This is a genomic window from Aquabacterium sp. (assembly GCF_004297345.1).
Classification (GTDB): Bacteria; Pseudomonadota; Gammaproteobacteria; order Burkholderiales; family Burkholderiaceae_C; genus Aquabacterium.
The window spans coordinates 1-5,695 of record NZ_SCTN01000009.1; the positions used below are offsets into that span (position 1 = coordinate 1).

Below are 5,695 nucleotides of genomic sequence, written 5' to 3' on the forward strand. Positions count from 1 at the left end.
CTCGCGTTTGAAGTCGGATCATCATCAAGAATAGGGATAGATCATGGATCAAACACGCAGAAAACTGGTCTTGGCTTCTACAACCGTGCCCATGGCTTTGGCCTTGCCCGGTTGCGGTGGTGGCGGCAGCAGCAGCGATGCAGGTAGCGCAGCATTGGCCCAGGAAAGCGGCCGAGCGACAGCGCAGGCAGTTATGCCGACATCCGGTGGTTACGTCGATATCGGGAATGTTTCGGGCAAGTCGATTGATGCGATTTTTCGCTCGGGCGGTACCGAGTACTTGCGTTACTTCGTGCCTGTCGCCAACACGACGCGTGCGCAGGCCGTTCTCAACACGTCAAGCAACACGGCTTTTGTTCGCATGACGGAGGTCATTGTTTCCAGCACGACACCCGCGGTGACGCACCACCGTTGTATTTCACTGGAGTTGGCCGCTTTCCCTGCTGTCGGCGCGAATAAACAGTACAACGCCACCACAGGCTACAAGGGGACGTTGATTGTCAACACCACAACGGCTGCTGCGGCAGGCGCCAATCACTATGAGTACGACCTGTCAACAGGTGGCATCAAGGTGACGCACAACAGCACTGGTGTGATGACGCTGGAGTTCATCGGTATCGGCCTGCTGGGCCTGGATTTTGTGGATGGTGTACCGACCACCGCTCAGACGATCTCGACCTCGCCTGCCACAACCGTCGCGCTCAAATCGGGCAGCAATCTGGCTGTGAATCCCTTCTTGCTGTCGACTGCGTCTGGCCGTGGCCTGACCGTGTCGTATATCAGCGAAGACGGTTCCTGGATCTGACGCTGTTGGGAAACCGTGCCGGCCGTAAGGTCTGGCACCGTTTCCCCTGTGGGGACTTTCGGCTATCGTTGCTGACATGAACCCCATTCTTTCTGTACAGAACCTGTCGAAGTCTTACGCTTCCGGGTTCCAGGCGCTCAAGCGCGTCAACCTCGATATCCATCGGGGCGAGATCCTCGCCTTGCTGGGTCCCAACGGCGCGGGCAAGACCACGCTCATCAGCATCATCTGCGGCATCGTCACGCCCAGCGAGGGCGCCGTGACGGTGGATGGTCACGACATCGGCCGCGATTACCGCATCACCCGCAGCCTGATCGGCCTGGTGCCGCAGGAGCTGACCACCGATGCTTTCGAGACCGTGTGGGACACCGTCTGCTTCAGCCGAGGCCTGTTTGGCAAGGCACCGAACCCCGCGCTGATCGAGCAGATCCTCAAGGACCTGTCCCTGTGGGACAAGCGCGATAACAAAATCATCACGCTGTCGGGCGGCATGAAGCGGCGCCTGCTGATCGCCAAGGCCTTGTCGCACGAGCCGCAGATTTTGTTTCTGGACGAGCCCACCGCTGGCGTGGACGTGAGCCTGCGCCGCGACATGTGGCAACTGGTGCGCAAGCTGCAGCAATCGGGCGTGACCATCATCCTGACCACGCATTACATCGAAGAGGCGCAGGAGATGGCCGATCGCATCGGCGTGATCAACAAGGGCGAGATCGTCCTGGTGGAAAAGAAGGATGAGCTGATGCGCAAGCTGGGCAAGAAGCAGTTGACGCTGCATCTGCCGGAGGCTTTGGCGGCCATTCCGGCGGGCCTGGAGGCCTATGCGCTGACCTTGTCTGAAGACGGCCAGGAGCTGTGCTGCACGTACGACGCTTTGGACGACAAGGTCAACGTGCCCGATTTGCTGAATGCCTTGATCGCCGCAGGTGTTCGCTTCAACGATATTCAGACAACGCAGAGTTCACTGGAAGACATCTTCGTGGACCTGGTGGAGCGCGCATCATGAACATCCATGCCATTCGTTCGATCTACATTTTTGAGATGGCGCGTGCTCGCCGCACCTTGATGCAGAGCATCATCTCGCCGGTCATTTCCACGTCTTTGTACTTCGTGGTGTTCGGCGCGGCCATCGGTTCGCGCATGCAGGAGGTCGATGGCATCAGCTACGGTGCTTTCATCGTGCCGGGTCTGATCATGTTGTCGTTGTTGACGCAGAGCTTGTCGAACGCCTCGTTCGGGATCTATTTTCCGAAGTTCACAGGCACGATCTACGAGTTGCTGTCGGCGCCGATATCGCCGTTCGAGGTGGTGCTCAGTTATGTGGGCGCTGCAGCCAGCAAGTCCATCATCCTGGGGCTCATCATCCTGGCCACGGCGGGCCTGTTTGTGCCACTGCATGTCGAGCACCCCTTGTGGATGCTGATGTTTCTGGTGCTGACCTCGGTCACGTTCAGCCTGATTGGTTTCATCATCGGCTTGTGGGCGGACAGCTTCGAGAAGCTGCAGGTGGTGCCTTTGCTGATCATCACGCCGCTGACCTTCCTGGGCGGCAGCTTCTATTCGATCAAGATGCTGCCCCCGATCTGGCAGACCATTTCCTTGTTCAATCCCGTGGTCTATCTGGTCAACGGATTCCGCTGGTGCTTCCACGGGCAGGCGGACGTGGGTGTGGCCGTGAGTCTGGCCATGACCTTGGGCTTCACGGCGGCATCCTTGATCGTGGTCGCCTGGATCTTCAAGACGGGCTACAAGCTCAAGCGTTGAAGCTTGGCGGTGCTGGCCTGGCCCTTGTTCAATCGGCGGGGGCCAAGGGCAGCACCAGGCGCATGGTGACGCCATCGGCACAGTTTCGCAGCAATTGCGCCATGCCATGGTGCAACTCCATCACGCGCCGCACGATGTAAAGGCCCAGCCCATGACCTGTGGCGTTGTGTGGGTTCGTGCTTTGCATGCCCTTTTCGAACAGGAGTGGCACCCCTTGCTGGTCAATGCCGCCACCGTGGTCGATCACATCAAAGATCAGGGCCAGTGGCGCATCGCAGTCGCTCAAACTCAGTGTGACGGGCTGACCTGGGGGGCTGAAGTCCAGGGCGTTGGACAGCAGGTTGCGCAAGGCCAGTCGCATGAGGCTCGTGTCCATCGCGACCGTGCGGGTTGAACTCAGTCGCTCACAGACAATGCGCTGGCGCTCTTCTGCGGTGAAGTCGCCCAGCGTGAGTGCGATCAGCGTGTCCACATCGGCATCTTCACGTTCAGCCGGTGTGGAGCGGGTGAGCAGGGCGGCCACGGCCAGTGTGTTGTCGATGTTGGCAAGCACGTGCCCCATCACGCCTCTGGCCCGAGACAGGCGTTGGGCTGCGCTCAAATCGTTGGCCTCGGCCAGCAGGTGCGCGGCACTTTGCAGTGCGGCGGACGCATTGTTCAAGGGTTGCCGCACCTCATGGGCCAGCACGGTCAGCATGTCGCTGCGCTCGCTGAGCAAGGATCGGTTTTCCTGCTCCTGGCGGGCGATCTGGTGGCTCAGACGCTGGCGGTCCTTGTTGAGCCGGTCATAGGCGATCTGCTTGCCTAGCGCTGCCCCCAGTACATCAGCCATGAGTTGCAGGGTTTGCACGTCTTCGTCATTGAAGGCGTTGACCTTGTCCGACATGACCTTGAGCACGCCTACGGGTACACGGTCATGCAGTAACGGTGTACAGACCATGGAACGAACGCCCACGCGATGGCAGGCGGCCAGATCCACCCGCGGATCGGTTTGCGCATCAATGCAGTGCAGCACTTCAACGTTTCGAACGCACAAGCCAGACAGGCTGTTGGCGCGTGCGAGATGCATGCCGACAAAGGGGTTCATGCTGCCGCAGGTCGAGCGGTAAACCATGTTGTCACCTTCGACCAATTCGACCACGGCGCCTTTGGCACCGGTGAGGTCTTGCAGGTTGTTGACAACGGTCTGCATGAATCGATCCAGGTCAAACGCCGCTTGAACAATGAGCGACTGCATCTGGATGATGCGTTCGAGCTTGCCGGGTTGCAGCGCCACCTGATTCATCTGGGTCCTCTTGGTTTGAGCCCTTGATCTGCCTGGGTCTGCTGCCATTGTGGCGGAGCAGACCCATCGGCGTCACGATGACATTGGTGTCTTCAGGGTGCAGTTCGCCGGATTTACATCACATTTGTGAGTGCCGCGCCACATTCGTCATCGGGGCCTTGGTTCGAAGCGAATCTGTGTGTGGCCATGAATGAAAAGAGGCGCCAGAGATCCTGATTGGATCGTCTGGCGCCTCCTGGTTCGAGCTGCCTTGGGTCAGAAGACTTTGAGCGCGATCCAGTAGGCCACAGCGGCCACGAAGGCCGATGCCGGAATGGTCAGGATCCAGGCCCAGACGATGTTGCCGGCCACGCCCCAACGCACGGCGCTGGCACGCTGCACCGAACCCACGCCCACGATGGCGCCGGTGATCGTGTGCGTGGTGGACACAGGCACGCCCATGGCGGTAGCGATGAACAAGGTAAGGGCGCCACCCGTCTCAGCGCAGAAGCCGCCAACGGGCTTGAGCTTGGTGATCTTCTGGCCCATGGTCTTGACGATGCGCCAGCCACCAAACATGGTGCCGGCACCGATGGCCATGTAGCAGCAGACGATGGTCCATGTGGGAGGGGATTTGTCTGCGGCGGAGGCATAGCCGGTCGAGATCAGCAGCATCCAGATGATGCCGATGGTCTTTTGCGCATCGTTGCCGCCGTGGCCCAGGCTGTAGGCCCCAGCAGATACCAACTGCAGTCGACGGAACCAGGCGTCCACGCGCGAGGGCGAGACACGGCGGAACAGCCATGCCACGATCACCATCATCATCGAACCGAAGAGGTAGCCCAATAGCGGCGAGACGAAGATGAAGGTCACCGTGCGCATGATGCCGGCACCGATCAGTGCGCCAGCACCCGCCTTTGCCATCACGGCACCCACGATGCCGCCGATCAGCGCATGCGACGAGCTGCTGGGGATGCCGTAAGCCCAAGTGATCACGTTCCAGGTGATGGCACCGCTCAGGGCGCCAAACACCACGTAGACGTCCACCACACCTTTGTCTGCGATGCCTTTGCCCACCGTGGCTGCCACACTCAGGTGGAAGATGAAGATGGCGACGAAGTTGAAGAAGGCGGCAAACGCCACAGCTTGCGTCGGGCGCAGCACGCCGGTCGACACCACCGTGGCGATGGAGTTGGCGGCATCGTGGAAGCCGTTCATGAAGTCGAACAGCAGTGCCAGCACCACCAGAGCGACGATGACCCACAGGGCCACGTGCATGGTTGTCATGGTCAGCCTCTCGGGATCAGGAGTTCTCGAGGATCACGCCCTCGATCAGCTTGGCCACGTCTTCGCACTTGTCGGTGACGGTTTCCAGCAGTTCGTAGATGGCCTTGAGCTTGATCACTTCACGCACATCGGGTTCTTCACGGAACAGCTTGCTCATGGCGGCGCGCATCACGCGGTCGGCATCGGTTTCGAGCTGGTCGATTTCTTCGCAGGTCTTGAGGGCAGCTTCGGCGGTCTTGGCGCTGCCGATGTCATCAAGCAGGGCCACGGCCGACTTCAGGCGCTCGCAGCTCTTGACGCACAGGTCGGTCAGGCGCTCGATTTCCTCGGTCATGCGGCGCACGTCATACAGGGCCATGGTTTCGGCGGCGTCCTGCATCAGGTCGGCCACGTCGTCCATCGTGTTGATCAGCGAGTGGATCTGTTCGCGGTCGATGGGCGTGATGAAGGTCTTGTGCAGCAGGCGGTTGACTTCACGCGTGACCGTGTCGGCTGCGCTTTCGGCGGCGTCCACTTCCTGGTTGTACTTTTCACGCAGGAGGGGATCGTTGTAGTTCTTGACCAGATTCGCGAAGGCG

At 60.1% G+C, this 5,695-nt stretch carries 6 protein-coding genes; 3 read left to right on the plus strand and 3 right to left on the minus strand.

From position 1 onward, the window contains the following. The first annotated feature begins 43 nt into the window (after window positions 1-43). The 3 genes from EPO09_RS00250 to EPO09_RS00260 all read left to right on the plus strand — a co-directional run bounded on the left by EPO09_RS00250 (window position 44) and on the right by EPO09_RS00260 (window position 2,566). A complete protein-coding gene (locus tag EPO09_RS00250; RefSeq protein ID WP_290639023.1) occupies window positions 44-805 on the plus strand; it encodes a hypothetical protein in 762 nt (253 codons plus the stop codon). 76 nt (window positions 806-881) lie between these two features. Further along, window positions 882-1,808, plus strand: a complete 927-nt coding sequence (locus EPO09_RS00255) for an ABC transporter ATP-binding protein (RefSeq protein WP_290639025.1) — start codon at window positions 882-884, stop codon at window positions 1,806-1,808. Further along, entirely contained in the window at window positions 1,805-2,566 is a 762-nt protein-coding gene (locus EPO09_RS00260) for an ABC transporter permease (protein ID WP_290639027.1), read from the plus strand. Before EPO09_RS00255 ends, EPO09_RS00260 begins: the two co-directional genes overlap by 4 nt. 28 nt (window positions 2,567-2,594) lie before the next feature. Here EPO09_RS00260 and EPO09_RS00265 read toward each other — a convergent pair whose 3' ends face one another. The 3 genes from EPO09_RS00265 to EPO09_RS00275 all read right to left on the minus strand — a co-directional run. Next, window positions 2,595-3,851 carry an ATP-binding protein gene (locus EPO09_RS00265; protein WP_290639028.1) on the minus strand — a complete coding sequence of 419 codons (1,257 nt, stop codon included), beginning with the start codon at window positions 3,849-3,851 and terminating at the stop codon, window positions 2,595-2,597. Window positions 3,852-4,106: 255 nt separating this feature from the next. Next, window positions 4,107-5,117 carry an inorganic phosphate transporter gene (locus tag EPO09_RS00270; RefSeq protein ID WP_290639030.1) on the minus strand — a complete coding sequence of 337 codons (1,011 nt, stop codon included), beginning with the start codon at window positions 5,115-5,117 and terminating at the stop codon, window positions 4,107-4,109. A 16-nt stretch (window positions 5,118-5,133) separates the two neighbouring features. Next, a partial coding sequence (locus EPO09_RS00275; protein ID WP_290639032.1) for a DUF47 domain-containing protein occupies window positions 5,134-5,695 on the minus strand: 562 nt, incomplete at its 5' end.

Bases quoted from the DNA above. Each gene is read 5' to 3' on its own strand.
- EPO09_RS00250 (WP_290639023.1), top strand. From the start codon at position 44: ATGGATCAAACACGCAGAAAACTGGTCTTGGCTTCTACAACCGTGCCC.
- EPO09_RS00255 (WP_290639025.1), top strand. From the start codon at position 882: ATGAACCCCATTCTTTCTGTACAGAACCTGTCGAAGTCTTACGCTTCC.
- EPO09_RS00260 (WP_290639027.1), top strand. From the start codon at position 1,805: ATGAACATCCATGCCATTCGTTCGATCTACATTTTTGAGATGGCGCGT.
- EPO09_RS00265 (WP_290639028.1), bottom strand. From the start codon at position 3,851: ATGAATCAGGTGGCGCTGCAACCCGGCAAGCTCGAACGCATCATCCAG.
- EPO09_RS00270 (WP_290639030.1), bottom strand. From the start codon at position 5,117: ATGACAACCATGCACGTGGCCCTGTGGGTCATCGTCGCTCTGGTGGTG.